Origin of the sequence: Falsiroseomonas sp. HW251 (assembly GCF_050563545.1) — a bacterium.
Taxonomy (GTDB): Bacteria; Pseudomonadota; Alphaproteobacteria; order Acetobacterales; family Acetobacteraceae; genus Falsiroseomonas.
The window spans coordinates 45,929-70,539 of record NZ_JBNXUM010000033.1 but is presented as its reverse complement, the minus strand read 5'-3'; the positions used below and the strand labels follow the sequence as shown (position 1 = coordinate 70,539).

The 24,611-nt window shown below is 70.7% G+C and carries 21 protein-coding genes and 1 tRNA gene; 11 read left to right on the top strand and 11 right to left on the bottom strand.

Annotation, left to right across the window (positions count from 1 at the left end; all coding sequences use genetic code 11):
- The first annotated feature begins 8 nt into the window (after nt 1-8).
- Nucleotides 9-263 carry a DUF1150 family protein gene (locus ACLF3M_RS29000; protein WP_430660490.1) on the top strand — a complete coding sequence of 85 codons (255 nt, stop codon included), beginning with the start codon at nt 9-11 and terminating at the stop codon, nt 261-263.
- Between the two features lie 291 nt (nt 264-554).
- On the opposite strand, the gene hpf is transcribed toward ACLF3M_RS29000, so the two are convergent.
- The 8 genes from hpf to ACLF3M_RS28960 all read right to left on the bottom strand — a co-directional run bounded on the left by hpf (nt 555) and on the right by ACLF3M_RS28960 (nt 8,060).
- Nucleotides 555-1,160 carry a ribosome hibernation-promoting factor, HPF/YfiA family gene (gene hpf, locus ACLF3M_RS28995; RefSeq protein WP_430660489.1) on the bottom strand — a complete coding sequence of 202 codons (606 nt, stop codon included), beginning with the start codon at nt 1,158-1,160 and terminating at the stop codon, nt 555-557.
- A 98-nt stretch (nt 1,161-1,258) separates the two neighbouring features.
- Nucleotides 1,259-2,749, bottom strand: a complete 1,491-nt coding sequence (gene rpoN / locus ACLF3M_RS28990) for an RNA polymerase factor sigma-54 (protein ID WP_430660488.1) — start codon at nt 2,747-2,749, stop codon at nt 1,259-1,261.
- Between the two features lie 48 nt (nt 2,750-2,797).
- The gene (gene lptB, locus ACLF3M_RS28985) at nt 2,798-3,601 is read right to left on the bottom strand and encodes an LPS export ABC transporter ATP-binding protein (RefSeq protein ID WP_430660487.1); all 804 of its coding nucleotides are present in this window, start codon (nt 3,599-3,601) and stop codon (nt 2,798-2,800) included.
- A complete protein-coding gene (locus ACLF3M_RS28980; RefSeq protein WP_430660486.1) occupies nt 3,598-4,623 on the bottom strand; it encodes an LptA/OstA family protein in 1,026 nt (341 codons plus the stop codon). Before ACLF3M_RS28980 ends, lptB begins: the two co-directional genes overlap by 4 nt.
- Nucleotides 4,620-5,213, bottom strand: a complete 594-nt coding sequence (lptC, locus tag ACLF3M_RS28975; RefSeq protein ID WP_430660485.1) for an LPS export ABC transporter periplasmic protein LptC — start codon at nt 5,211-5,213, stop codon at nt 4,620-4,622. The genes ACLF3M_RS28980 and lptC overlap by 4 nt, the downstream gene beginning before the upstream one ends.
- Nucleotides 5,214-5,483: 270 nt before the next feature.
- Complete coding sequence (locus ACLF3M_RS28970; RefSeq protein WP_430660484.1) at nt 5,484-6,137, bottom strand: ribonuclease D; 654 nt, start codon at nt 6,135-6,137, stop codon at nt 5,484-5,486.
- 39 nt (nt 6,138-6,176) lie between these two features.
- Nucleotides 6,177-6,263: transfer RNA gene (locus tag ACLF3M_RS28965), tRNA-Leu, on the bottom strand.
- Nucleotides 6,264-6,830: 567 nt separating this feature from the next.
- On the bottom strand, nt 6,831-8,060 hold the full coding sequence (locus ACLF3M_RS28960; protein ID WP_430660483.1) for a class I SAM-dependent methyltransferase: 1,230 nt from the start codon (nt 8,058-8,060) through the stop codon (nt 6,831-6,833).
- Between the two features lie 127 nt (nt 8,061-8,187).
- Between ACLF3M_RS28960 and ACLF3M_RS28955 the strand changes: the two genes are divergently transcribed.
- From ACLF3M_RS28955 to ACLF3M_RS28940, 4 genes are all read left to right on the top strand, one after another.
- A complete protein-coding gene (locus ACLF3M_RS28955) occupies nt 8,188-9,138 on the top strand; it encodes a complex I NDUFA9 subunit family protein (protein ID WP_430660482.1) in 951 nt (316 codons plus the stop codon).
- Between the two features lie 200 nt (nt 9,139-9,338).
- Complete coding sequence (locus tag ACLF3M_RS28950; protein WP_430660481.1) at nt 9,339-10,778, top strand: NAD(P)-dependent oxidoreductase; 1,440 nt, start codon at nt 9,339-9,341, stop codon at nt 10,776-10,778.
- Nucleotides 10,779-10,783: 5 nt separating this feature from the next.
- Nucleotides 10,784-15,322, top strand: coding sequence for a glutamate synthase large subunit (gene gltB / locus ACLF3M_RS28945; protein WP_430660480.1), 4,539 nt, complete (start codon nt 10,784-10,786; stop codon nt 15,320-15,322).
- 98 nt (nt 15,323-15,420) lie between these two features.
- Entirely contained in the window at nt 15,421-16,089 is a 669-nt protein-coding gene (locus tag ACLF3M_RS28940; protein ID WP_430660501.1) for a glutathione S-transferase family protein, read from the top strand.
- A gap of 16 nt (nt 16,090-16,105) precedes the next feature.
- On the opposite strand, the gene ACLF3M_RS28935 is transcribed toward ACLF3M_RS28940, so the two are convergent.
- The gene (locus ACLF3M_RS28935; RefSeq protein WP_430660479.1) at nt 16,106-16,939 is read right to left on the bottom strand and encodes a tetratricopeptide repeat protein; all 834 of its coding nucleotides are present in this window, start codon (nt 16,937-16,939) and stop codon (nt 16,106-16,108) included.
- Nucleotides 16,940-17,022: 83 nt separating this feature from the next.
- On the opposite strand from ACLF3M_RS28935, the gene ACLF3M_RS28930 reads away from it, so the two are divergent.
- Nucleotides 17,023-17,886 (top strand): SDR family oxidoreductase, encoded by an 864-nt coding sequence (locus ACLF3M_RS28930; protein WP_430660478.1) that lies wholly within the window; start codon nt 17,023-17,025, stop codon nt 17,884-17,886.
- Here ACLF3M_RS28930 and ACLF3M_RS28925 read toward each other — a convergent pair.
- Both ACLF3M_RS28925 and ACLF3M_RS28920 read right to left on the bottom strand, forming a co-directional pair.
- Nucleotides 17,876-18,643 (bottom strand): alpha/beta hydrolase, encoded by a 768-nt coding sequence (locus tag ACLF3M_RS28925; RefSeq protein WP_430660477.1) that lies wholly within the window; start codon nt 18,641-18,643, stop codon nt 17,876-17,878. The genes ACLF3M_RS28930 and ACLF3M_RS28925 overlap by 11 nt on opposite strands.
- 22 nt (nt 18,644-18,665) lie before the next feature.
- Nucleotides 18,666-19,817, bottom strand: a complete 1,152-nt coding sequence (locus tag ACLF3M_RS28920) for a fumarylacetoacetate hydrolase family protein (protein ID WP_430660476.1) — start codon at nt 19,815-19,817, stop codon at nt 18,666-18,668.
- Between the two features lie 153 nt (nt 19,818-19,970).
- On the opposite strand from ACLF3M_RS28920, the gene ACLF3M_RS28915 reads away from it, so the two are divergent.
- The 5 genes from ACLF3M_RS28915 to ACLF3M_RS28895 all read left to right on the top strand — a co-directional run bounded on the left by ACLF3M_RS28915 (nt 19,971) and on the right by ACLF3M_RS28895 (nt 24,585).
- The gene (locus tag ACLF3M_RS28915; protein ID WP_430660475.1) at nt 19,971-21,299 is read left to right on the top strand and encodes an ABC transporter substrate-binding protein; all 1,329 of its coding nucleotides are present in this window, start codon (nt 19,971-19,973) and stop codon (nt 21,297-21,299) included.
- Nucleotides 21,300-21,442: 143 nt separating this feature from the next.
- Nucleotides 21,443-22,360: a carbohydrate ABC transporter permease gene (locus ACLF3M_RS28910; RefSeq protein ID WP_430660474.1), complete on the top strand. Its 918-nt coding sequence runs from the start codon at nt 21,443-21,445 to the stop codon at nt 22,358-22,360.
- Entirely contained in the window at nt 22,360-23,187 is an 828-nt protein-coding gene (locus tag ACLF3M_RS28905) for a carbohydrate ABC transporter permease (protein ID WP_430660473.1), read from the top strand. The genes ACLF3M_RS28910 and ACLF3M_RS28905 overlap by 1 nt, the downstream gene beginning before the upstream one ends.
- Complete coding sequence (locus ACLF3M_RS28900) at nt 23,187-23,597, top strand: GFA family protein (protein WP_430660472.1); 411 nt, start codon at nt 23,187-23,189, stop codon at nt 23,595-23,597. The genes ACLF3M_RS28905 and ACLF3M_RS28900 overlap by 1 nt, the downstream gene beginning before the upstream one ends.
- Before the next feature lie 31 nt (nt 23,598-23,628).
- Nucleotides 23,629-24,585 (top strand): isopenicillin N synthase family dioxygenase, encoded by a 957-nt coding sequence (locus ACLF3M_RS28895; RefSeq protein WP_430660471.1) that lies wholly within the window; start codon nt 23,629-23,631, stop codon nt 24,583-24,585.
- Nucleotides 24,586-24,611 lie beyond the last annotated feature (26 nt).

The following is a 24,611-nucleotide window of genomic DNA, read 5'->3' as shown; positions in this document are numbered from 1 at the left end:
GAGCAATCATGACCGACCATGAGAACGGCGCCGAAGAGGGCCGGACCGTATTGAGCGCCGCGGCGCTCCGCAGCCTGTCCGTCAGGGACTTCGCGCAGCTCGGCGTCGAGGACGTCGCCTATCTGCGCCCGGTGATCCTGAACGGCGCGGCCGCCTTCTCGATCCACGCCGCGGATGGCACCCCGATCGGCGCCGCGCCGAGCGCCCAGCTCGCCGCCGCCGCGATCCGTCAGCACGAGATGGAGCCGGCGCTGGTGCATTGAGCGCGGGCGGCTCCGCGCTTCGTGCCGCCATCCCGGGGTTTCCTCGCCCGTCCAGGCGCCTCCCTCCCCCGCTTGCGGGGGAGGGAAAGCGCGGATCGGAGGTAAGAGCCGCTTGAGGCGTAGGGCGCCCTACCTCGCCTCCATCACCAGACACGGCACCTGCCGCCACTCCCAGGTCGCCAGCAGCTGGTCCAGATGGGACATCCTGCCCGTCCAGCCCGGCAGCGTCGCGGCGTGCACGCCCTGGGCTCCGGGAGGGCCAGGCGCCTCGGCCCCGTTCATGCGAAGCGGTCAGGCCGAGCCGGGCGCGATCCAGCCTACATGGCCGTCGCCGCGGCGATAGACCACGTTGAACTCGGACGAGCCGCTGTTGCGGAACATCAGGACATGCAGCTGCATCAGGTCCATGCGCATCACGGCCTCGCCGACCGTCAGCGTCTCGATCAGCGCCTGGGATTCCGCGACCACCGCGGGATGGTCGGCGCCGTTGGCGACCGCGACCTCGGCCGCGTCGGCCTCCTCCTCCTCCGGCCGGCGCAGCACGACCTGGCGCGCGGGCTCGCCGCGCGGGCGGTCGCGCTCGGAGGCCATGCTGCGGGCGTGGTCGTTCACGCGCCGGCGATAGCGGCGCAGGCGCTTGGCCACATGCTCCGCCGCCTCGTCGAAGGCGCGGTGCGCGTCGGGGCCTTCGCCCTCGCCCCGCATGAAGAGGTCGCGGCCGGCCTTGAGGTTGATGTCGCAGACGAAGGCGTGCCCCTTGCCGTCGCGCCGGAACGTCACGTTGGCCTCGAGCGCATGGTCGAAGTACTTGCGCGCGATCGTTCCGAGGTTCTCCCGGACATGGGTCTGCAGCGCTTCGCCGGTCTCGACCTGCTTGCCCGCGACGGTGATGTGCATGTGGGCTTGGCTCCTTCCCTGATGGGATAGGCCGGCCCGTAGAAGGCGGCACCAAGCTGGCGAGAGCCCTTCGGGATCGCCTGAACGGAGGCCGCGGATCAGGCCGGGACGGCCTTCTCCCGCTTGCGCTGCACGGATGATGGGATGCGCAGCGCCTCCCGGTATTTCGCCACCGTTCGGCGGGCGATGTCCACACCTTCCTTCCGCAAACGCTCGACGATGGCGTCGTCGGACAGCACGTCGTCGGGGTGCTCCTGCGCGATCATCTCCTTGATGCGGAAGCGGATCGCCTCGGCGGAGTGGCTCTCGCCGCCCTGCGTGCCGGCGATGGCGGTGGTGAAGAAGTATTTCAGCTCGAAGGTGCCGCGCGGCGTCGCGATGTGCTTGTTCGCGGTGACGCGGCTGACGGTGCTCTCGTGCATCGACACCTCCTCCGCGACGTCGCGCAGGATCAGGGGCCGCAGATGCGCGACGCCGTGCCGGAAGAAGCCGTCCTGCCGGCGCACGATCTCGGCGGCCACCTTCAGGATCGTCGTCGCGCGCTGCTCCAGCGACTTCACCAGCCAGGTCGCGCTCTGCAGCCGTTCCGCCAGGAACGCGCGGTCGTCGCGCGACTTCGCGCCGACCACGGCGCGCGCATGGAAGCCGCGGTTGACCAGCACGCGGGGCAGCGTCTCGGGGTTGAGCTCCACCGCCCATTCGCCGTTCTCGAGCCGGCGCATCAGCACGTCGGGCACCACGATCGGCGGCGGCGCCGCGTCGTAGTTGGCGCCGGGCTTGGGATCGAGGCGCTTCAGCTCCGAGATCATCTCGGCGAGGTCCTCGCTGTCCACGCCGCAGACCCGCATCAGCCCGCGCAGGTCGCGCCGCGCCAGCAGTTCCAGGTTGTCGAGCAGCGCCTCCATGCAGGGATCGAGCCGGTTGCGGTCCGCCAGCTGCACCGCCAGGCATTCCCTGAGGTTCCGGCTGAACATGCCGACGGGATCGAGCCGCTGCAGGCGTGCGCGCACGCCGGCGACGAAGGTTTCCTCGCAGCCCATCGCGGCGGCGATCGCGTCGTCGCCGACCGGCAGGCGGCCCGCGGCATCCACCATCGCCAGCATCTGGGCCGCGACCAGGCGTTCGCGCGCGTCGTGGAAGGTCAGCCGGATCTGCTCGCCGAGATGCTCGCGCAGCGAGACCCGCGCATCGGCCATCTCCTCGATACCGGAAAGGTCGTCGGAGAAGTCGGCGCGCCCGCCGCTGCCCATCCCGGCGCCGAGCCCGCCGGCCGGCATGTCCGCGTCGTAGACGTTGCTCCAGTCGGCATCGAGCGGCGCCGCGGCCTCGCTCGGGATCTCCCCCGTGGTCGCGGCGGCGTGCGCATCCGCGTGCTCGGGCGGCGCGGCTTCCGGCGCTCGCTCATCGGCGGCAGTGCGGGGGTCGCCGCGCTCGTCGCGCTCGAGCAGCGGGTTGCGCTCCAGCTCCTCCTCGACGAACGCGGTAACTTCCATGTTGGAGGATTGCAGCAGCTTGATGGCCTGCCGCAGCTGCGGCGTCATCACCAGCGACTGCGACTGGCGGAGATCCAGACGCGGGCCTAGCGCCATCCGGCCCACCGAGCGTCTTGTTCTCGTGCCTCCGCCATGTGCCCAGCCCTAGAGGCTGAATCTTTCGCCCAAGTAGACTCGGCGGACGCCCTCATGCTCGACGATGTCGCGCGGGCTGCCCTCCATCAGCACCTGGCCGTCATGCAGGATGTAGGCGCGGTCGATGATCTCCAGCGTCTCGCGGACATTGTGGTCCGTGATCAGCACGCCGATGCCGCGGTCCTTCAGATGCTTGACCAGGTCGCGGATCTCGCCGACGGCGATGGGATCGATGCCGGCCAGCGGCTCGTCCAGCAGGATGTAGGCGGGCTGCGTCGCCAGCGCGCGCGCGATCTCGCAGCGCCGCCGCTCGCCGCCGGACAGCGCCAGCGCCGGGGCGCGGCGGAGATGCGCGATGCCGAATTCGGCCAGCAGCGCGTCCAGCATCTGCTCGCGGCGGGTGCGGATGGGCTCGATGACCTCGAGCGCGGCGCGGATGTTGTCCTCCACCGACAGGCCGCGGAAGATCGAAGCCTCCTGCGGCAGGTAGCCCAGCCCGAGCCGCGCGCGGCGGTACATCGGAAGCCAGGTGACGTCGTGCCCGTCCATGGTGACGGTGCCCTCGTCGGGCTGCACCAGGCCGGTGATCATGTAGAAGGTGGTGGTCTTGCCCGCGCCGTTCGGGCCGAGCAGCCCCACCGCCTCGCCGCGGCGGAGGTTGACCGAGACGTTCCGCACCACCGGCCGCTTGCGGTAGCGCTTGCCGAGGCCGGTTGCGACCAGCCCCGCATTCTCGCGGGCGAGCCGGAGGCCGGGCGCGTTCTCGCGGCCAGCCTCCCGGCCGGCCTCCCGCGATGCGTCGGGCGGGCTCATCGCGGCGTCCCGGGCTGGGCGGTGCGGGCGGGGGGCTGCGCGGCGCGCGGCTGCTGCGCCGAGGGCGTGGCGCCGGGCAGCTGGACCTGGTTCGGCTGGCTCTCCTGCGGGACGATCAGCCCCTGCACGCGGCTGCCGGGCGCCGAGACCAGGCGGGAGATGCCGCTTTTCAGATCCACGATGGCTTCCTGACCGTTGAGCTGGTTGTCGCCGCGGGTGATGCGGACATTGCCGATCAGCCGGGCCTGGCCGGTCTGCGGGGAATAGACGCCACGGTCGCCGCGGACGACCTCTTCCTGGGTGCGGATCTCGACATTGCCGAAGGCCTCGACGCGATCGACCTTGCTGCCCTCGCCGGCGGCGGGCAGGCCCGCGGGGCCGGGCGGGCTCGCGACCGGCGTTCCGCCCGCGCGGGGCTGCGCCGGGGCCGCGGCCTGGGTCGCGCGCGGCTCGTCCTCCAGGAAATAGGCGACCAGCGTGTCGGCGGAGACGCGGCGGTTGTCGGTCGTGGTCACCACCGCGCCGCCGCGCGCGACCGCCATGCGCCGCTGCGGCCAGTATTCCAGGCTGTCGCGGGCGGTGATGCGCTGGTCCGGCGTCTCCAGCGCGAGGCCGTTGCCGGAAAGCACCATCACCGCCTGGTCCATGTCGTAGACCGCGCGCTCCCCGGTGGCGCGCTCGGTCGCCGAGTTGATGCGGACCCGGCCCTCCGCCTCGAGCCGCCAGATCTCCGAGGAGGAGGCGGGGCTGGCGCCGGCGGGCGGCTGCGGCGCCGCCCCCGGCGTGCCGCCGCGCGGGCGGTAGCGCGCGATCAGCCGGTCTGCGTCCACGGCCACGCCTTCGCGCACCGCGCGCGCGTCGCCCCGCGCTATCACGACCTGGTCGGCCTGGCGCCATTCGATCCCGTCGCGGGAGGTGATCTCGATCGGCCCGCCCTGGGTGAGGTCGAGGCTCTGCGCCGCGGGCCGGCCAAGGGGGGCCAGGGCGGCGAGCGACAGGGCGACGAGCGCCGCGCGCCTCATTCCCCGCCCTCCGGCCCGTTCCCCGAGGTCTGCGCGCTTTCCAGCACGACCCGGGAATTGCCGAGGAACTGCACGACCTGGCCGCGGTCCTGCAGCCGGAAGCCGGCATCGGCGGTGAGCGTGCCGAAGGGGCCCTGCGCCGCGACCGGGACGTCGCCGGCGGCGTTGCCGCCGTGCAGGTCGAGCGTCGCGGATTCCGTGACGAACTGCGTGCCGTCGTCGTGATGCACGGTCACGCGCCCCGCCAGGTCCAGCCGCTCCTCGGGCTTGGCGTAGCGGCCGCGATCGGCCTCCAGATAGACCCAGCCGCCATCGGTCAGCGTGATGTCGGCGCGCGGCGCCAGCAGCTGCACAATCTCGGCCTGGCCCTGCTGGACGGCCGAGGTGGCGGTCACCGTGAAGGGCCGATTCTGCTCGTCCACGCCCTGATAGCGAGGCTCCACCACATGAAGCGCATCGGGGCGGACCTCGGCCACCCGGCGGAACGCAACGCGGCCACGCTCGGCGTTGCTCTCGATCTCGGGCCAGAGCGCCATGACGGCGAGCAGCCCGACGGCGAGCAACGGCAGCGCGCGCTTGGCGAAGGCCACCAGGAGCCGCCGGCGGGCAAGCTGCCCGGGGCTCGGCGCGACTCGGCGGCGCGAGGGCGGCGGCAGCCGGCTCGCCGGCAGCCGCGGGGCCGAAGCCGCCGCGGCGTTGCCGCTTCGCGAGGCAGGTGGGGGTGTCTTCACCTGCCCTGTATGGGGCTGCGCCCCCCGGGGGTCAACGTGAGACTGCGATCCGACAAGAAATGTGCCAAGCCGAGGCCTGCCGCCGAAAACGGCACTTGACGTCCGCGTTGGCGCCGGCGTCGCGGCCCGTCAGTGATGGAAGAGGTCCGGGTCCTCGTAGCCCAGCAGGTCGAGCCGGGCGCGGGTCGGCAGGAAGCCGAAGCAGGCCTCCGCGAGGCCAAGCCGCCCTTCGCGTTCCAGCAGCGCCTTGAGCTTGGCCCAGAGCGCGTGCAGGTGCAGCACGTCGGAGGCGGCGTAGGCCAGTTGCTCCGGCGTCAGGTCGGGCGCACCCCAATCGCTGGATTGCTGCTGCTTGGAGATCTCGACGCCGACGAGGTCCTTCAGCAGGTCCTTGAGGCCATGCCGGTCGGTGTAGGTGCGCACGAGCTTCGACGCGATCTTCGTGCAGGCCACCGGCGCAACGGTCACGCCGAGCGCCTGGCGGAGCGCGGCGAGGTCGAAACGCGCGAAGTGGAAGATCTTGAGGACCGACGGGTCCTCCAGCAGGCGCTTGAGGTTCGGGCAATCCGCCCCGCGGCCACCGAGCGAGGGCGGGATGATCTGCACGCAATGCGCGGTCCCGTCGCCGGCCGAGAGCTGCACCAGGCAGAGCCGGTCGCGTCGGTGATCGAGCCCCATCGTCTCGGTGTCGATGGCCACGGCATCGCCGAAGCTGACATCGGCGGGCAGGTCGTGCTTGTGGAGCCTGATCATGGCGCCTTGGGTGAAGAGGGTTTCGCTCATCCCTGGCGCCCCCCTTCAGAATACTCGCCGGAAAGCGAGTGGTGCCCAGGAAAGGACTCGAACCTTCACGACCTTGCGGTCACTGGCACCTGAAGCCAGCGCGTCTACCAATTCCGCCACCTGGGCAGGTGCGCGAGGCCCCGGCGTTTAGGGGTGCGCCGGCCGGGCGTCAAGCCGGGGTGCCGCCGTCGGCTTGGCGGCGAGAAAGCCGGGATGGCGTCGTCGACGCCTCGGGCGCCTATGCCTTCCCCGGCCGGATGACGCTGCCGCGCTACGCCACGGCGCAGATCTGCCGGCCCTACCTGCCATCGCTTTTCCCGGGCTACGGCGCCTATGCCTGGCTTGATGCCGACACCTGGGTCCAGGACGCAGTCGGCCTCGAGGCCTTCTTCGACGCGGTCGCCCGGGATGGCCGGGTGGCCGCGGGCCCGTGGCTCGACGCGTCCTACCGGCACCACTTACAGGCCGCCGCGCGGATCGAGGACATGATCCGGCACGGCTACGCCTCGACCTATGGCGAGGCCGTCGCGACGGAGCTGCGCGGCATGCCCATGCTCAGCAGCGGCGCCTTCGCGGCGACCGCTGTACCAATTTTTCAAGTATGGCCTGCTGTACCGGCGGGGCGAGTATCTGTCCGAGGCCGAGAATGCGGGGCTGCTGGCGCTGCGCCGGGGATGAGCGGCCGGGCGCGGCCTACCGCGCCCCGATCGCGTTCAGCCGCCGCTCCTCGTCCACGATGTAGTCGCGGATCACCGGCACGTCGTCGCGCTGCGCCGAGACCAGGATTTGGAAGACGAAGTTCGAGCCGTTGAGGAAGCCGAGCTCCACGGACGCGAGGTAGAAGTCCCACATCCGCGCGAAGCGCTCGCCGAGCTTCGCCACGGCCTGGTCGCGCACCGCGTCGAAGTTCCGGCGCCAGTCGCGGATGGTCCAGTAGTAGTGCAGGCGCAGCATCTCGCAGTCCGCGCACCAGGTGCCGGTGCGCTCGAGCGAGGCGAAGACCTCCGACATCGCGGGGACGTAGCCGCCGGGGAAGATGTATTTACGGATGAAGGGCGCGGTCGTCCCCGGGGGCGACATCCGCCCGATGCAATGCACCAGGGCAAACCCCCCTGGCTTCGTGAGCGCCTTGATCTTGCGAAAATAGGTGTCGAATTCGTCGATGCCGATCGCCTCCATCATCGCGATGGAGACGACGCGGTCATAGGTGCCTTCCAGCAGGCGGTAGTCGAGCTCGCGGAATTCAACGAGGCCGGTCACGCCCTCCTCCACCGCGCGCTGCCTGGCGATGCCGCACTGCTCCGGCGAGAGCGTGACGGAGACCACCTTCACCCCGTAGTTCCGCGCGAGGAAGGTGCCGAGCGCGCCCCAGCCCGAGCCGATCTCCGCGACCGTCATGCCAGGCTCCAGGCGAAGCTTCGCCGCGATGTGCCGGAGCTTGGCGAGCTGCGCGTCGTGCAGCGACGTCTCCGACGTCGGGTAGTAGGCGCAGGAGTAGGTCATCGTCTCGTCCAGCCAGGTCCGGTAGAAATCGGGCGGGATGTCGTAGTGGTGGCGGATGTTCTTCGCCGCGAGGCCCAGCGGGTTGCGCTGCTGCCAGCGCCGCACCGACCGCCAGCCCCGGCGCAGCGCCGCCTGCACGGGATGCGCCGCGAGACCGGAGCGGTTGACGGAAAAGAGGTAGAGCAGGTCGAAGACGGGCTGGCCGCCCTCCATGACCAGGCGCCCATCCATATAGGCCTCGGCGGCCTTGAGCTCGGGGTTGAGGAAGATCTCGCGCTCGACGGCCTTGTCGGTCAGACGGATGGTGACCGCGGGGCCGTCCTGGCCGCTGCCGAAGCGGTGGCTGGTGCCGGCGTGGTCGATGACGGTCAGGCTGCCGTTGCGCACGAAGCGGCGCAGAAGGTTCGAAAGCAGTTGCATGGGCACCCCGGGATTCCGGGCGCCTGTATGACGGCAGGCCGCCCGCGGGGCCAGCCCCGCCAGGCCCGGCTTGGCGCGCCCGCCCGCCCCCCATATGGTCCGGCCCGCAATCCCCGGGGGTCTCGGCATGCGTGGCGTGGCGGAGCGCAAGATCGCGACGGTGTTCGGCGGCTCTGGCTTCATCGGGCGCTACGTCGTCCAGCGCCTGGCCGCCCAGGACTACATCGTCCGTGTCGCGGTGCGCGACCCCGCCGGCGCGCGCTTCCTGCAGACGCAGGGGCGGGTGGGGCAGATCGTGCCGCTCGCCGCCCCCGTCACCGAGCCCGCCGCCGTCGCCCGCGCCGTGGAAGGGGCGGAAGTCGCGGTGAACCTGGTCGGCATCCTGTATGAGCGCCGCCTCGGCGACTTCGACCGCATCCAGGGCGAGGCGCCGGGTGCCGTCGCCCGTGCGGCCAAGGCGGCCGGGGCCCGGGCCTTCGTCCATCTCTCGGCCATCGGCGCCGACCCGTCGTCCCCGAGCCTCTATGCCCGGTCCAAGGCGGCCGGCGAGGCGGGCGTGCGGGAGGCCTTTCCCGAAGCGACGATCCTCCGCCCCTCCGTCGTCTTCGGGCCGGAGGACGACTTCTTCAACCGCTTTGCCGCCATGGCCCGGCTGCCGTTCATGCCGGTGGTCTCGGGCGGGACCAGGTTTCAGCCTGTCTATGTCGGCGACGTCGCCGATGCGGTCGCCGCGGCGATCGCGGACCCATCGGCCCGGGGAAAGACCTTCGAACTCGGCGGTCCGCGGGCGATGACCATGCGGGAAGTGCTGCGCTTCATCCTGGACACCACGCGCCGGCGCAGGCCGATGATCGACATGCCGCCCGGCCTGATGCGCTTCCAGGCGGGGCTGCTGCAGCGCCTGCCGAAGCCGCCCGTGACCCTCGACCAACTCCTGCTGCTGGATCGGGACAACGTCGTGGCGGAGGGCGCGCCCGGCTTCGCTGCCTTCGGCATCACGCCCAAGGCCGTGGAAGCGGTGGTCCCCGCGTATCTCAAGCGGTTCCGCCCGGGTGGCGGAAGGCGGGAGCAGACCTGAAGGGTCCAAAGCGGTCCTTTTTGTCCGCGCCAATCGAGTGCCATCGGCCGGGAGCCTGCCTGGTCGCCGCAAAAAGGTCAGTGCGTTTGTCCAAATCGTGCGAAACGGACTCGCATCGTCGCGACTGATGCTGTATGCGGCCCCTCCCACCCCACTCGCGCGCCCATGCGCGCGCCTCGGGACGAGAGAGTGCCGCCGCCATGGCCGACCGGATGCTGCAATTCGTGCGCCTCGACCAGCGCATGCCCGAGAAGCGCGAGGCGACCACCCGGCGCACCGATTTCGACGAGATTTACCGGGAGTTCTCGGCGGACGGCGCGAAGGACCAGGCCAGCCGCTGCTCGCAATGCGGCGTACCCTTCTGCTCGGTCCATTGCCCGCTCGGCAACAACATCCCGGACTGGCTGAAGCTGACCGCCGAGGGAAGGCTCGAGGAGGCCTATGAGGTCTCCGCCGCCACCAACACCTTCCCCGAGATCTGCGGCCGCATCTGCCCCCAGGACCGCCTCTGCGAGGGCAATTGCGTCATCGAGAAGGGCTTCGGCAGCGTCACCATCGGCTCGGTCGAGAAGTTCATCACCGACACGGCGTGGGAGAAGGGCTGGGTCAAGCCGCCGAAGCCCTCGCGCGAGTTGGCGCAGTCCGTCGGCATCATCGGCGCCGGCCCCGCGGGCCTGGCCGCGGCGGAGAAGCTGCGGCTGCGCGGCTACCAGGTGCATGTCTACGACCGCTACGATCGCGCCGGCGGTCTGATGATCTATGGCATTCCGAACTTCAAGCTGGAGAAGGACGTCGTCCTGCGCCGCTGGAAGCAGTTCGAGGAGGGCGGGATCCGCTTCCACCTCAATGTCCAGGTCGGCACGGACGTCACGCTCGCGCAGCTCCGCGCGAAGCATGACGCCGTGCTGATCGGCACCGGCGTCTACAAGGCGCGCGACATGTCGGCGCCGGGCATCGGGCTCGCTGGTATTGTCCCCGCGCTGGACTACCTGACGGCGTCCAACCGCAAGGGCCTCGGCGAGGCCGTCGCGGCGTTCGACGCCGGCACGCTCGATGCCGAGGGCAAGCATGTCGTGGTCATTGGCGGCGGCGACACCGCGATGGACTGCGTGCGCACCGCCGTGCGGCAGGGCGCGGCCTCCGTCACCTGTCTCTATCGCCGCGACAAGGCGAACATGCCGGGCTCGATGCGCGAGGTCTACAACGCCGAGGAGGAGGGCGTGCGCTTCGAATGGCTCGCCGCGCCCGATGCCTTCAGGGGTGACGACCGGGTCACGGCCGTGGTCGCGCACCGCATGCATCTCGGCCTGCCCGACGCGACGGGCCGCCAGCAGGTCACGAAGGTCGAGAACAGCCGCTTCGAGCTGCCTGCGGACCTGGTGATCACGGCACTCGGCTTCGATCCCGAGGACCTGCCCAAGGCCTTCGACGAACCCGCGCTGCCTGTGACGAAATGGGGCACGCTGAAGGTGAACCATCGCACCATGATGACCGAGCTTCCCGGCGTCTTCGCCGCGGGCGACATCGTGCGCGGCGCGAGCCTGGTCGTCTGGGCGATCCGCGACGGGCGCGACGCGGCCGACCAGATGCACAGCTACATCCAGCAGAAGGCCAGCACGCTGGCCGTGGCCGCGGAGTGAGCGCCATGACCCACGAGAACGGAACCGCCTTCGCCGCGACCTACGCAGCCAACCGCGACCTCCTCGCGACGGCCGCCCATATCGACACGACCGAGCACGACGCCTGCGGCGTCGGCCTGGTCGCCGCGCTGAACGGCAAGCCCAGCCGCAAGGTCGTCCAGGCCGGCATCGACGCGCTGAAGGCGGTCTGGCACCGCGGCGCGGTGGACGCCGACGGCAAGACCGGCGACGGCGCCGGCATCCACATCGAGATCCCCCGCGACTTCTTCGCAGAGGTCGTGGAGCGCGGCGGCGACAAGGTGCGCCCAGGCCTGATCGGCGTCGGCATGGTCTTCCTGCCGAAGTCCGACCTCGGCGCGCAGGAGCGCTGCCGCCAGATCGTCGAGACCGAGGTGCTGAACGCGGGCTACGCCATCTATTCCTGGCGCCAGGTCCCGATCGACGTCTCCTGCATCGGCGAGAAGGCGAATGCGACCCGCCCCGAGATCGAGCAGATCCTGATCTGGGACCCCGAGCTTCGCGACGAGGCGAGCTGCGAGCGCGACCTCTATGTCATCCGCCGCCGGATCGAGAAGCAGGCGATCGCCGCGCAGATCCCGGAGCTCTACCTCTGCTCGCTGTCCTGCCGGTCCATCATCTACAAGGGCATGTTCCTGGCGGAGAGCCTGACCGAGTTCTACCCGGACCTGCTGGACGAGCGCTTCGTCAGCCGCTTCGCGATCTACCACCAGCGCTACTCCACCAACACCTTCCCGACCTGGCGCCTGGCGCAGCCCTTCCGCACGCTCGCCCATAACGGCGAGATCAACACGCTGCACGGCAACGCCAACTGGATGAAGAGCCACGAAACGCGGCTCTCCCACCGGCTGCTCGATCCCTTCATGGACGACATCAAGCCCGTGGTGCAGGCTGGCGGTTCCGACACCGCGACGCTCGACAATGTCTTCGAGCTGCTGGTCCGCGGCGGCCGCGACGCGCCGATGGCCAAGGCGATGCTGATCCCGGAGAGCCTCGGCAACAATGCGACCATGCCGGAGGCGCATCGCGACCTCTTCCTCTACTGCAACGCGGTGATGGAGCCCTGGGACGGGCCGGCGGCGATCTGCGCGACCGATGGGCAGTGGGTGATCGGCGGGCTCGACCGAAACGGCCTGCGCCCGATGCGCTACAGCGTGACGGCCGACGGGCTGCTGATCGTGGGCTCCGAGACCGGCATGGTGAAGGTCGCGGAGGACCAGATTGTCCAGAAGGGCCGCGTCGGCCCGGGCCAGTGCATCGCCGTGGAGCTCGCGACGGGTCGCTTCTACGCCGACGCCGAGCTCAAGGACATGCTCTCCGCCCGCAAGCCCTTCGGCGAGTGGACGAAGCGCACCACCCGCATCGACGGCATCGTGAAGGCCGGCGCCGACGAGCAGGCCGAATACACCGGCGAGGCGCTGCGCCGCCGCCAGCTCGCCGTGGGCTACACGCTCGAGGAGCTCGAGACGATCCTGCACCCGATGGCGGAGGACGCCGCGGAAGCGACGGGCAGTATGGGCGACGACACGCCGATCGCCGTGCTGTCCGGCCAGTACCGCGGCATCCACCACTATTTCCGCCAGTCCTTCAGCCAGGTGACGAACCCGCCGATCGACAGCCTGCGCGAGACGCGGGTGATGACGATCAAGACGCGCCTCGGCAACCTCGGAAATATCCTCGACGAGGATCCCACGCAGTGCGACATGCTCATGCTGGACAGCCCCGTGCTGTCCAACGCGGAGTTCGCCGCGATGCGCGCGTATATGGGCGACACCGCCTGCGTCGTTGACGCGACCTTCCCGGTCGCCGAGGGCGAGCAGGGGCTGCGCCGCCACATCGAGCGCATCCGCCGCGAGGCCGAGGACGGCGTGCGCAGCGGCTGCACCCACGTCATTCTCAGCGATGAGAACCAGGGGCCGGAACGCGCCGCGATCCCGATGATCCTGGCCGTCGGCGGCGTGCACACGCACCTCGTCAAAAGCTCGCTGCGCACCTTCACCAGCCTGAACGTGCGCTGCGCCGAGGCGATCGACGTGCACTATATCGCGGTCCTGATCGGCGCGGGTGCGACGACGGTGAACGCCTATCTCGCGCAGGAGAGCATCGCGGACCGCCACCGGCGCGGGCTGTTCGGGAACCTTTCGCTCAAGGACTGCGTCGCCCGCTACAAGAAGGCGGTGGACAAGGGCCTGCTGAAGATCATGTCCAAGATGGGCATCGGCGTGCTGTCGAGCTATCGCGGCGGCATGAACTTCGAGGCGATCGGCCTCTCCCGCGCGCTGGTCGCGGAGTTCTTCCCGGGCGTCGCGTCGCGGATCTCCGGCATCGGCCTGTCCGGCATCGCGCGCCGCGTGCTGGCGCTGCACGCCAAGGCCTGGGACCAGGATGTGGTGACGCTGCCCGTCGGCGGCCTCTACAAGCTGCGCCGGGCTGGCGAGAACCATGCGTTCGACGGGAGCCTGATCCACACGCTGCAGAAGGCCGTGGACACCGACAGCTACGCCACCTTCAAGCGCTACTCCGAAGGCGTGCGGAAGCTGCCGCCCGTGGCGCTGCGCGACCTCCTGGATTTCCGCACGGAAGGCGCCAAGCCCGTCGCGATCGAGGAAGTCGAGAGCATCACCGAGATCCGCAAGCGCCTGGTGGCGCCCGGCATCTCGCTCGGTGCCCTGAGTCCGGAGGCGCATGAGACGCTCTCCATCGCGATGAACCGCATCGGCGCGCGGTCCGACAGCGGCGAGGGCGGCGAGGATGCCGCCCGCGCGCGGCCGCGGCCGAACGGCGACAACGCGAACTCCGCGATCAAGCAGATCGCCTCGGGCCGCTTCGGCGTGACCGCGGAATACCTCAACAACTGCCGCGAGATCGAGATCAAGGTCGCGCAGGGCGCGAAGCCCGGCGAGGGCGGGCAGCTCCCCGGCTTCAAGGTGACGGAGCTCATCGCGAAGCTCCGGCACTCCACGCCCGGCGTGATGCTGATCTCGCCACCGCCGCACCACGACATCTACTCGATCGAGGACCTCGCGCAGCTCATCTACGACCTCAAGCAGATCAACCCCGATGCGACGGTCTGCGTGAAGCTCGTGGCGCGGTCGGGCATCGGCACGATCGCGGCGGGGGTGGCCAAGGCCAAAGCCGACGCGATCCTGATCTCCGGCCATTCCGGCGGCACCGGTGCCTCGCCGGTGTCTTCCATCAAGTATGCCGGCCTGCCCTGGGAGATGGGGCTGTCGGAGACGCACCAGGTGCTGCAGCTCAACCGGCTGCGCCATCGCGTGCGGCTGCGCACGGACGGCGGCATCAAGACCGGCCGCGACGTCGTCATCGCCGCGATGCTCGGCGCCGAGGAATTCGGCATCGGGACGGCGAGCCTCGTCGCGATGGGCTGCATCATGGTCCGCCAGTGCCACTCCAACACCTGCCCCGTCGGCGTCTGCACGCAGGACGAGGCTCTGCGCGCCAAGTTCGTGGGCAGCCCCGAGAAGGTGATCAACCTCTTCTCCTTCGTCGCGGAGGAAGTGCGGGAGATCCTGGCCTCGCTCGGCTTCCGCAAGCTGACCGACGTGATCGGGCGGACCGACCTGCTGCGCCAGGTGTCGCGCGGGTCGGAGGACCTGGACGACCTCGACCTCAACCCGCTGCTGGTGAAGGCCGATGCCGGCCCCCATTCCTCGTATTGCGACATGGAAGGCCGCAACGAGGTGCCGGAGACGCTGGACGCCGACATGATCCGCGACGCCGCGGCGCTGTTCCAGCGCGGCGAGAAGATGCAGCTCGCCTACAACATCCGGAACACCCATCGCGCGATCGGGACGAAGATCAGCTCGAAGATCGTGCGCAAGTTCGGGATGAACGGGCTGCAGCGCGGGCACCTCACCGTGCGTCTGCGCGGCTCCGCCGGCCAGTCGCTCGGCGCCTTCGCCGTGCGGGGCCTGAAGCTCGAGGTCTTCGGCGACGCCAACGATTATGTCGGCAAGGGCCTGTCGGGCGGCACCATCGTCGTCCGGCCGGCGCCGTCGTCCAAGCTCGTGTGGAACGAGAACACCATCATTGGCAACACCGTGCTCTACGGCGCGACCGGCGGGGCGCTCTTCGCCGCCGGACAGGCCGGGGAGCGCTTCGCCGTCCGCAACTCCGGGGCGCTCGCCGTGGTCGAGGGCTGCGGCGCCAATGGCTGCGAATATATGACTGGTGGTTGCGTCGTGATCCTGGGCGCGGTCGGCGACAATTTCGGCGCCGGCTTCACCGGCGGCATGGCCTTCGTCCACGACGCCGATGACACCTTCGAGAAGCGGCTGAACCCCGAGACGCTGCTGTGGAAGCGCCTCGGCGGCAGCGCGCATTGGGAGGACGTGCTGAAGGACCATGTCGGCCGCCACGTGAAGGAGACGGGCAGCCCCTTCGCCGCCCGCCTGCTGAACAACTGGGAGGCCGAGCGGCAGCACTTCTGGCATGTCGTCCCGAAAGACTACGCGAAGTACCTGCCGAAGCCGGTCGAGGACATTCCGGCGGTCGCGGCGGAGTAGCGGCGACTCCGCTGACGGGTTAGCGACAACGCTTCCTCCCCGTTGGCCGCACGGCTTGCGCGTGCCATAGGGAGGAGGCTCGGAGTCGCGCCTTGTCCATGCGGATTCTCTACCACCTCCCTCTCTCGCCCTTCTCGCGGAAGGTCAGGCTTGCCCTGGCCGAGAAGCGGATCCCCTTTGACCTGCGGGTGGAGCGGGTCTGGGAACGGCGCGATGAATTCGTCGCCATGAATCCGGCCTGCGCCGTGCCGGTCCTGCAGGACGCGAACGGCCTGGTGGTCGCCGACAGCGGCGCGATCTGCGAATACCTCGACGAGGCCTATCCCGACGGCCCGCTGCTCGGCCGCACGCTGGCCGAGCGCGCGGAGGTCCGCCGCCTCGTCGCCTGGTTCGACCAGAAGTTCTACCTCGAGGTCACGCGCAACCTGCTGCACGAGAAGCAGATGAAGCGCCTGCTCGGGCAGGGCAGCGCGGATGCCACGGCGCTGCGCGCGGGCTACGCCAACATCAAGCCGCATCTCGACTACATCGGCTGGCTGGCCGAGACGCGGGCCTGGCTGGCCGGCGCGACGCTGTCCGTCGCCGACCTCGCCGCGGCGGCGCATCTCTCGGCGCTCGACTACATCGGCGACGTGGACTGGTCGATGAACGACGCCGCCAAGGACTGGTACGCCCGCATCAAGTCGCGCCCTTCCTTCCGGGGCCTGCTGACGGACCGCATCAGCGGCCTCAGCCCGCCCGCGCATTACGCCGACCTCGATTTCTGATCGACGCAGCCCGGCGTCACCGCCGCGAGGGACCGGCCTCGTTCAGCGCCAGGTTCTGCAACGCCAGGTCCGCCGTCGCCGAATTCGGCGCGAGTTCCACGGCGCGTTCCCAGTCCATCCGTGCGCCTTCGGTGTCGCCGGCGAGCTGGCGCAGGATGCCCCGCTCCAGCAACGCTTCCGGGCTGTCGGGCGTGATCTCCAGCGCGCGTTCCACGTCGCGCCGCGCGGCCTCCGCGCGATCGAGGTGCCGCCAGGCCGCGGCGCGGAAGACCAGTGCATCGGCCCGCGTCGGGTCCATCCGCAGCGCGCGGTCCAGGTCCGCCACCGCCTCCGCGAAGCGCCCGAGTGAACCCAGCGCCACGGCGCGGTCCACCAGCACGTCGGTGTCGTCCGGCGTCAGCGTCAGCGCGAGTGTCGCCGCGGCGAAGGCCCGGTTCATCTCGCCCGCCATGATCCAGGCCTGCGCGGCCTGGGTGAACACCGCCGCCCGCGCCGCGGGGCCGGCGCGGGACGCGACGCCGAGCCGCTCCAGCCGCTCCGCCGCCGGCGCGGGCTCGCCGAGCGCGAGCAGCGCCAGCGCGCCGCATTGCGCCGCGCCTTCGCCGCCCTCCGCCTCGGCCCAGCGCTGGGCGAATTCCCGCGCGCCCTCGGGATCGCCGCGCAGCATGCCGAGGCAGCGCTCCATCTCGGGACCGTCGGCAAGCCGCGGCGGCTCGGGCGGCAGGGGCAGGGCCTCCTCCGCCTCGATCTCGAGCGGGCTGGGGCCGAAGGCCAGCCAGGCGCCGCCCGCCAGCGCGGCGAGCGCCACGGCGGCGAAGGCGCCCAGCAGCAGCGGGCTTGTGGGTCGCATCGCGCCGCTATAGCCCCGCCCGCCGCGCCGGCGCCAGTTCGCGGCGCTTCCCCCTTCGGGGCCGGAAATGCCACCCTGCCCGCATGGACAGGCGGATGGTGGTGGCCGGCCTCGGCTACAGCGGCACGGCGATCGCGGCGGAGGCGCGGGAGGCCGGCTTCGCGGTCAGCGGCACCGCGCGCGACCCGTCCCGGGCGCGGCCGCCCGAGGGCGTCGTCGTGCTGAGCTTCGACGAGGCCGGCGACGCGATCCGCGACGCCACCCACCTGGTGGTGACCGCCGCGCCGGGCGAGCAGGGCGACCCCGTGCTGGCCACCTACGGGGAGGCAATCGCCGCCGCGCCGGCGCTGCGCTGGATCGGGTATCTCTCGACGACCGGCGTCTACGGCGACCGCGGCGGGGCGATGGTGGACGAATCGACCCTGCCCGCGCCGATCCAGGACCGGTCCTTCCGCCGGCTCGAGGCCGAGGAAGCCTGGCGCAAGGTCGCCGGCGCGCGCCGCGCCGCGCTCGACCTCCTCCGGGTCGGCGGGATCTACGGTCCCGGCCGCAGCGCGATCGAGGAGGTGCGGTCGGGAACCGCACGCCGCGTGATGAAGCCCGGCCATGCCTTCAGCCGCATCCACCGCGACGACATCGCGCTCGCCGTGGTCGCCGCGGCGCAGCGGCCGCCGGGGCGCGTGCGCGTCCTCCACCTCGTGGACGACGAGCCCGCGCCGAGCGCCGACGTCGTCGCCGAAGCCGCGGAGCTGCTCGGCGTCGCGCCGCCGGAACAGCTGCCCTTCCATGTCGCGCGGCTGCGCATGTCGCCGATGGCGCTGTCCTTCTGGGCGGAGAACAGGCGCGTGACCAACGACGCGACAAAGCGCGAGCTCGGCATCGCCTGGCGCTACCCGACCTATCGCGAGGGCCTGCGGCAGATCCTGGCGGAGAGCGTCACGCGCTGAGCGGCGCGGCGAGGCCCTCCACCATCTGCACCAGCAGCGCCAGGTCCTCCGGCCGCGAGAGCCGGTGGTCGCCGTCCTTGATCAGGTGCAGGCGGACATCGTCGCCCGCGATCGCGTCCACGACCCGCAGCGCGTGACGCCAGGGCACGTCGGGGTCGCGCATCCCCTGCAGGATGCGGACCGGCGCGCGCAGCGGGATCTGCGCATCCAGCACGTTGCGCGTCTTTCCGTCCTCGATCAGCTTGCGCGTGATCGGCGTGGGATCGCCATACTGGCTCGGGATGCGCAGCACGCCGTGCTCCATGATCTCGGCGCGCTGCGCGGGATCGAGCGCGGGCCAGAGCAGCGTCTCCGTGAAGTCGGGCGCCGGCGCGATGCCGACGAGGCCGGCGATGCGGCCGAGGCGCGCCTTCGCCAGCAGCAGCGCGATCCAGCCGCCCATGGAGGATCCCACCAGGATCTGCGGCCCGTCCGTCAGCGCGTCGAAGGCGGCGATGGCGTCGTCGGCCCATTGGCCGATGGTGCCGTCCTCGAAATCGCCGGCGCTTGCGCCGTGGCCTGAATAGTCGAAGCGCAGCAGCGCGCGGCCCGTGGCCAGGCAATGCTCGCGCAGCGCCAGCGCCTTCGACCCCTGCATGTCGGACCGGAAGCCCGGCAGGAAGACGATGCCGGGCGCCCGGCCGGGGAGCCGGGCATAGGCCAGGCGCCCTTCGAGCCGCCCGGTCTCCTCCGCCGCCGCGGCAAGCCGCGTGTCCATCAGCGCGGCAAGCCTCGATCCATCAGCGCGGCAAGCCGCGACGGGCCAAGTTCGCCATCAGCGCGCCGATGCCCAAGGTCCAGGGCGGGCATTCGTCGGTGCGGTCCACCTCGTTTGCCAGCGCGCCGAGCCGCGCGCTGGCGATCCGCACCACGTCGCCCTCCTTGTGTGTGAAGCCCATCCCCGGCGCGCCACGGTCCTTGGCCGGGGAGAAGGGCGTGCCGAGGAACAGCACCGCGCCATCGGGATACTGGTGGTGGGCGCCGATCATCTGGCCCACGACATCGGCGGGATCGCGCGCGATGGCGCCGACCAGGCCGCGCTCATCCAGCTCGAACCCGTCCTTGCCCGTGATCGTCACGCGCAGCTCGGCGCGGCGCACGTCCTCCAGCGTGAAGCCCTCGTCGAAGAGCCGGATCAGCGGGCCCAGCGCGCAGGACGCGTTGTTGTCCTTGGCGCGGCCGAGCAGCAGGGCGCTGCGGCCCTCGACGTCGCGGAGGTTCACGTCGTTGCCGAGCGTCGCGCCGAGGATCTTCCCGCGCGCGTTCACCACCATCACCGCCTCGGGCTCGGGGTTCGACCAGTGGCTCATGGGGTGGACGCCGACCTTGGCGCCGGTGCCGACGGCCGACAGCACCGGGGCCTTGGTGAAGACCTCCGCGTCCGGGCCGATGCCGACCTCGAGGTACTGGCTCCACCAGCCCTTGGCGACCAGCGCCTCCTTCACCTTCGCGGCCTGCGGGCTGCCGGGGACGAGGTTCGCCAGGTCGTCGCCGATGATCGAGCGGACCTCGGCGCGCACGGCCTCGGCCTGGGACGCGTCGCCGCGGCAGCGTTCCTCGATCACGCGTTCCAGCATGGACCGCACATAGGTCACGCCGGCGGCCTTGATGACCTGCAGGTCCACGGGCGCCAGCAGCCAGGGCCGGGACGCGTCGCGCGCGGCGTGGTGCGCATTGGCCAGCGCGGCCGCGACGTCGAGCGTCGCCGGCACGCCCTGGCGGCGGATCGCCGCGACGGGGTCCTCGGCGTTCAGCCAGGCCGCGCAGGTGCCGAAGGCCGGCGTCATGTCGAAGGCCGCGCCGCCCTGCAGCGCGAAGACCGAGGGTCCGTCGGGCGTCATCGCCCGGCATGCGAAGACGCCCTTGTCCAGGTCTTCCGGCAGCGCGCCCATCGGTTCCTCCCCCGGCTTCGGCACCAGCCTAGCGGCATCGCGGCGGCGGGGAAGGGGGAGGGGGCCTTCACACCAGCGCGCAAGGCTTGCGAACCGCCTGCGTTTCGGCAAAGCATGCCATCCGCGCCCGGACGGGGCAGGGGAGGAAAGCTCATGAACAACTTCACGCGCCGCGGCGCGCTCCTGGCCGGCGTCGCCGCGCTGGCCGCCCCGCCCCTCGTGCGGGACGCCAACGCCCAGTCCGCCTTCGGCTGGCGCCGCTTCGCTGGCGAGCGGATCGAGGTCAGCCTGACCAAGTCCCCGCGCAGCGACGTGCTGGAGCGCTACCACCGCGAGTTTGAGGAGCTCACCGGCATCCGCGTCGGCTCCGAGGCCATCCCGGAACAGCAGCACCGCCAGAAGGTCGCGATCGAATTCGCCTCCGGCCGGCCGTCCTTCGACGTGGTGACGATCGCGCTGCATGTGCAGAAGCGCCTCGTCGCGCGCGGCCGCTGGCTGACCGACCTCCGCCCGATGCTGGCCGATGCGAACCTGACCGCGCCGGACTACGACTGGGCCGGCATCTCCGAAGGCGGCAAGCGCTATGTCACGCAGGCCGATGGCCGGATCGACAGCCTGCCGCTGAACATCGACTTCTGGATCCTCTACTGGAACAAGGACATGTTCCGCGAGAGGGGCCTGGCCTATCCCGCGACGATGAACGACCTGGTGACCGCCGCGCGCGCGCTGACCGATCGCGGGCGCAACCGCTTCGGCTTCGTGGGCCGCGGGCTCCGCAACGCCAATGTCCCGGTCTGGACGTCCTGGCTGCTCGGCCAGGACCAGGAGACGGTGGACGCCCAGGGCCGGCTGCTCACCGACAACGACAACGCCATCTGGGCCGGCGAGATGTATAAGACGCTCCTGCGCGAGACCGCCCCGCCCGGCGTCGTCGGCTTCAACTGGAACGAGTGCCAGACCAGTTTCATGCAGGGCACGGTCGGCATGTGGCTCGACGGCGTCGGCTTCGCGCTGCCGCTACTGGAGCCCGGGCGGTCCCGGGTGGCGACCTCCGTCGGCTTCGGCGCGACGCCGCGCGGGCCGAAGGCGCATCACAGCGCGATCTTCGGGGATGGCGTGGGCATCGCGGCCAACAGCCGCAAGCAGGGCCCGGCCTACCTGTATGCGCAGTGGGCGACGAGCAAGACGATGATGCAGCGCCTGCTGGCCGCCGGCGGCGGCACGCCGCCGCGCGACGCGCTCTACACCGATGCGTCGGCGATGCAGGGCAGCCGCTTCGGCACCGAGTGGTTCCAGTGCGTGCTGGAAAGCCAGCGCATCGGCCGCCCGGGCCTGCCGGAGATCGTGCCGGTCACGGAGTTCCGCGACACCATGGGCATCGCGCTGACCAACACGATCGGCGGCGCCGATGTCGCGAGCGAGCTCCGCAAGGCGACCGAGGCCTTCAAGCCCGTGCTCGAGCAGTCCGAGCGCGCGACCTGAGTTGCTTTTCCCCTCCTCCGCTTGCGGGGGGCCGCGGCACGGCCGCGGCGTCGAAGCGGTGGCGGCATGAGCCGCCACCGGCTTAGGCTGGATGCGGTGGGGGCTGCGATGACCGACGCTTCTACCGGACACGAGGCCACGCCATGCCATCCGGACTGACCGACACGGCACCGATCGCGGCGGCGGGCACCACCCGGCGCCGCAACTACGCCCGCCACTACTGGTGGTTCGTCGTGCCCTGCGCGGTGGTCGTGCTGGCGACCATCCTCTTCCCCTGGACCTTCACGCTCTACATGTCCGTCCATGAGTGGAAGCTCGGCGGCGGGCACAGCTGGGTGGGCTTCGCGAACTACCAGAAGCTCTTCACGGACGAGCGCTTCCTGAACGCGATCTGGCGGACGATGTACTACACCGTCCTCGCGGTGGTCTTCCCGATGGTCCTCGGGCTGCTCGCCGCGCTGGCCTTCCATCGTAAGTTCCCGCTGCGCGGCCTGGCGCGCACGGTCTTCATCCTGCCGATGATGGCGACCCCGGTCGCCGTCGCGCTTGTCTGGACCATGATGTTCCACCCGCAGCTCGGCGTGCTGAACTGGATCCTGACCTCGGTCGGCCTGCCGCCGAGCTCCTGGGTCTACGACGCCGACACCGTCATCCCGACGCTGGTGATGGTCGAGGTCTGGCACTGGACGCCGCTGGTGATGCTGATCCTGCTGGGCGGCCTGGCGTCGCTGCCGGTCGATCCCTACGAGGCCGCGAAGATCGACGGTGCGACGCCCTTCCAGGCCTTCTGGCACATCACCCTGCCGCTGCTCGCACCCTTCCTGGTGGTCGCGCTGGTGATCCGCACCATCGACGCGCTGAAGGCCTTCGACACGATCTACGTCATCACCCAGGGCGGGCCGGGCACGGCCAGCGAGACAATCAACATCTTCCTCTACCTCCAGGGCTTCGCCTACTACAACATGGGCTACGCCAGCGCCGTGGTGGTGGTGTTCTTCATCATCATCATTGCGCTGGCCTCGCTGCTGCTGTGGACGCGGGCGCGGGCGAAGGCGATCTGATGCGCAAGGCGAAGAAGCTCATCGCCGACATCGGCTTCGGCTTCGGTGTGATCGTGCTGGTCTCGCCGGCGGCGCTGGTGTTCCTCTGGATGCTGTCGCTGTCGCTGAAGAACGAGCTCGACAACACGGCCTATCCGCCGGTCTTCATCCCGGACCCGCCGATCCTCGACAACTTCGTCGCGGTGTTCGAGCGCAACAACTTCCTGCAATACGCCATCAACTCCATCATTGTGTCCTTCAGTGCGACGGGGCTCGCGATCCTGTTCGGCGTGCCTGCGGGCTACGGCATCGCCAAGATGAAGGCGACCAAGGCGGCCGTCGTCATCCTCCTTGCGCGCATCACGCCCGGCCTGTCCTACCTCATCCCGCTGTTCCTGCTGTTCCAGTGGCTGGAGCTGACGGGCACGCTGGTGCCGATCGTCATCACCCACCTCGTCATCACGGTGCCCATCGTGGTCTGGATCATGATGGGCTTCTTCGAGGGGCTGCCCGGCGAGCTCGAGGAAGCCGCGCTGGTGGACGGCGCGACGATCTGGCAGGCCTTCCGCCATGTCGCCATGCCGCTCGCGCGGCCCGGGATCACGGTCGCCACGATCCTCGCCTTCATCTTCTCCTGGAACAACTTCGTCTTCGCCATGGTGCTGGCGGGGCGCGAGACGCGGACGCTGCCGGTCGCCGTCAACAACATGCTGACCTTCGAGCAGATCTCCTGGGGCCCGCTCTCGGCCGCGGCGCTGCTGGTCACGCTGCCCGTGCTGGTGCTGACTCTGATCGCGCAGAAGCAGATCGTGACCGGCCTGACCCAGGGCGGCGTCAAGGGCGGGTGATGCGGATCGACGGCGCATGCCATTGCGGGCGCATCACCTACGAGGCCGAGATCGCGTCCGACCGCGTGATGGTGTGCCACTGCACGGATTGCCAGACGCTGTCCGGCAGCGCCTTCCGCACCGTCGCGCTGACCCCGCCGGGCGGCTTCCGCCTGCTCTCGGGTGAGCCCAGGATCTACGTCAAGACCGCCGAGAGCGGCCGGCGCCGCCAGCAGGCCTTCTGCGGGGATTGCGGCTCCCCACTCTACGCGACGTCGGAGGAGCCGGAGCCCAGGGTCTACAGCGTGCGCGTGGGCACCTGCCGCCAGCGCGCGGAGCTGCGGCCGCAGGCGCAGATCTGGCACCGCTCGGCGCTGCCCTGGCTGGCGGAGCTGCCCGGCGCCACCTGCCGGGAAGAGGACTGGTCCTGACAGGACCACGCCGGCGCGCCATCATCGCGCGATGAGCGCGGTTCCCGTCATAGACGTCTCCGGCCTGTCCAGCGCCGATCCCGCCGACCGCCGGCGCGTCGCCGCGGAACTCGGCGCGGCCTGCCGCGGTCCCGGTTTCTTCCTCGTCACCGGCCATGGCATCCCGCCGGCGACCGTGGCCGGCATGTTCGCCGCGGCCCGCGCGCTGTTCGGCCAGCCGGACGCCGTGAAGGACGCGCTGTCGATCAGGCGTTCGTCCCACAACCGCGGCTATGTCGCGCTCAACGAGGAACAGCTGGACCCCGGCAAGCCCGCCGACCGGAAGGAGGCCTTCAACATCGGCCTCGACCTGCCGCCCGACGACGCCGAAATCCTCGCCGGCAAGCCCTTCCGCGGAGTGAACCTCTGGCCCGATCTGCCGGGTTTCCGCGAGGCCATGCTTGCGCATTTCGACGCGGCCTGGTCCCTGGGGCGGCTGCTGCACCGCGGCTTCGCCATCGACCTCGGCCTGGAAGAGGATTGGTTCGAGGACAAGCTCGACCGCCCCATCGCCACGCTCCGCGTCCTCCATCACCCCGCCGCCGGCGCGCCCGCCGCCCCGCTAGGCGCCGGCGCGCACACGGACTACGGCAATGTCACGGTGCTCGCCACCGACGGCGTGCCCGGCCTGCAGGTGCAGCGGCGCGGCGGCGACTGGGAAGACGTGCCGCATGTCCCCGGCGCCTTCATCTGCAACATCGGGGATTGCCTGATGCGCTGGACCAACGGGGTCTATGCGTCCACCCCTCACCGCGTCCGCGCCCCGGAAGCCGAGCGCTACTCCGCCGCCTTCTTCCTCGACGCCAACCCGGAAGCCGTCGTGGCCGCGCTGCCGTCCTGCACCGCACCCGCCAACCCGCCGCCATGGCCCGCCATCACCTGCGCCGACTACCTCCGGGAGAAGCTGGACGCGACCTATGCCCACAGGCGCGCGGGGCAGGGGGGATAGCCTCGTCCCGCCGGCGCCTGTAGTCC

Bases quoted from the DNA above. Each gene is read 5' to 3' on its own strand.
- ACLF3M_RS29000 (WP_430660490.1), top strand. From the start codon at position 9: ATGACCGACCATGAGAACGGCGCCGAAGAGGGCCGGACCGTATTGAGC.
- hpf (WP_430660489.1), bottom strand. From the start codon at position 1,160: ATGCACATCACCGTCGCGGGCAAGCAGGTCGAGACCGGCGAAGCGCTG.
- rpoN (WP_430660488.1), bottom strand. From the start codon at position 2,749: ATGGCGCTAGGCCCGCGTCTGGATCTCCGCCAGTCGCAGTCGCTGGTG.
- lptB (WP_430660487.1), bottom strand. From the start codon at position 3,601: ATGAGCCCGCCCGACGCATCGCGGGAGGCCGGCCGGGAGGCTGGCCGC.
- ACLF3M_RS28980 (WP_430660486.1), bottom strand. From the start codon at position 4,623: ATGAGGCGCGCGGCGCTCGTCGCCCTGTCGCTCGCCGCCCTGGCCCCC.
- ACLF3M_RS28970 (WP_430660484.1), bottom strand. From the start codon at position 6,137: ATGAGCGAAACCCTCTTCACCCAAGGCGCCATGATCAGGCTCCACAAG.
- ACLF3M_RS28960 (WP_430660483.1), bottom strand. From the start codon at position 8,060: ATGCAACTGCTTTCGAACCTTCTGCGCCGCTTCGTGCGCAACGGCAGC.
- ACLF3M_RS28955 (WP_430660482.1), top strand. From the start codon at position 8,188: ATGCGTGGCGTGGCGGAGCGCAAGATCGCGACGGTGTTCGGCGGCTCT.
- ACLF3M_RS28950 (WP_430660481.1), top strand. From the start codon at position 9,339: ATGGCCGACCGGATGCTGCAATTCGTGCGCCTCGACCAGCGCATGCCC.
- gltB (WP_430660480.1), top strand. From the start codon at position 10,784: ATGACCCACGAGAACGGAACCGCCTTCGCCGCGACCTACGCAGCCAAC.
- ACLF3M_RS28940 (WP_430660501.1), top strand. From the start codon at position 15,421: ATGCGGATTCTCTACCACCTCCCTCTCTCGCCCTTCTCGCGGAAGGTC.
- ACLF3M_RS28935 (WP_430660479.1), bottom strand. From the start codon at position 16,939: ATGCGACCCACAAGCCCGCTGCTGCTGGGCGCCTTCGCCGCCGTGGCG.
- ACLF3M_RS28930 (WP_430660478.1), top strand. From the start codon at position 17,023: ATGGACAGGCGGATGGTGGTGGCCGGCCTCGGCTACAGCGGCACGGCG.
- ACLF3M_RS28925 (WP_430660477.1), bottom strand. From the start codon at position 18,643: ATGGACACGCGGCTTGCCGCGGCGGCGGAGGAGACCGGGCGGCTCGAA.
- ACLF3M_RS28920 (WP_430660476.1), bottom strand. From the start codon at position 19,817: ATGGGCGCGCTGCCGGAAGACCTGGACAAGGGCGTCTTCGCATGCCGG.
- ACLF3M_RS28915 (WP_430660475.1), top strand. From the start codon at position 19,971: ATGAACAACTTCACGCGCCGCGGCGCGCTCCTGGCCGGCGTCGCCGCG.
- ACLF3M_RS28910 (WP_430660474.1), top strand. From the start codon at position 21,443: ATGCCATCCGGACTGACCGACACGGCACCGATCGCGGCGGCGGGCACC.
- ACLF3M_RS28905 (WP_430660473.1), top strand. From the start codon at position 22,360: ATGCGCAAGGCGAAGAAGCTCATCGCCGACATCGGCTTCGGCTTCGGT.
- ACLF3M_RS28900 (WP_430660472.1), top strand. From the start codon at position 23,187: ATGCGGATCGACGGCGCATGCCATTGCGGGCGCATCACCTACGAGGCC.
- ACLF3M_RS28895 (WP_430660471.1), top strand. From the start codon at position 23,629: ATGAGCGCGGTTCCCGTCATAGACGTCTCCGGCCTGTCCAGCGCCGAT.